At 63.3% G+C, this 839-nt stretch carries 1 protein-coding gene; it reads left to right on the top strand.

Translation table 11 applies throughout. From position 1 onward, the window contains the following. The coding region (locus EN742_RS36375) for a 4-hydroxyphenylacetate 3-hydroxylase C-terminal domain-containing protein (RefSeq protein WP_281035064.1) at positions 1-839 on the top strand (839 nt) is incomplete at both ends.

Genomic DNA, 839 nt, shown 5'->3' with positions numbered 1-839 from the left:
CGCCACAAGCCGGCCGAGCAGGTGAAGGATGTGTTCGTGCACATCACCAAGGAGAACGATGCCGGCATCTGGGTGTCCGGCGCCAAGGTGGTGGCGACGTCGTCGGCGCTCACCCACTACAATTTCCTGGCGCAAAGCTCGGCGACGGTGACCGAGGATCCGTCGCTGTCGGTGATGTTCATCGTGCCGATGAACGCGCCGGGCGTAAAGATGTTCTGCCGCGTCTCCTACGAGCAGACGGCGAACACGGTCGGCCAGCCCTTCGACTATCCGCTGTCATCACGCTTCGACGAGAACGACGCGATCCTGGTGCTCGACAACGTCTTCATCCCCTGGGAGGACGTGCTGGTGCTGCGCGATGCGCAGAAGATCCTCTCCTTCCACCCGGCGTCGGGCTTCATGCATGGCTATTGCTTCCAGGGCTGCACGCGCTTTGCGGTCAAGCTCGATTTCCTCGCCGGCCTGCTCGCCAAGGCATTGCGCGCGACAGGCGGCGACGCGTTCCGCGGCAACCAGGCAGCGCTCGGCGAGGTGATTGCGCTGCGCCACATGTTCTGGAGTTTTTCCAATGCGATGGCGCACAATCCGATCCCATGGGCGAATGGCGCGGTGCTGCCCAACCTGGAGGCCGCGCTTGCCTATCGCACCTTCATGTCGGAAGCCTATCCGCGCGTCATCGACACGGTGCGCCGGGTGGTCGCCTCGGGTCTGATCTACCTCCCCTCCTCGGCGCGCGACTTCGACAATCCGGAGATCGACCGCTACCTCGCGCAATATGTGCGCGGCTCGAACGACATGGGCCATGTCGAGCGCATCAAGATCATGAAGCTGTTGTGGGA

The organism is Mesorhizobium sp. M4A.F.Ca.ET.020.02.1.1 (assembly GCF_004022645.1).
Lineage (GTDB): Bacteria > Pseudomonadota > Alphaproteobacteria > Rhizobiales > Rhizobiaceae > Mesorhizobium.
This window is presented reverse-complemented; position numbering and strand designations above follow the sequence as displayed.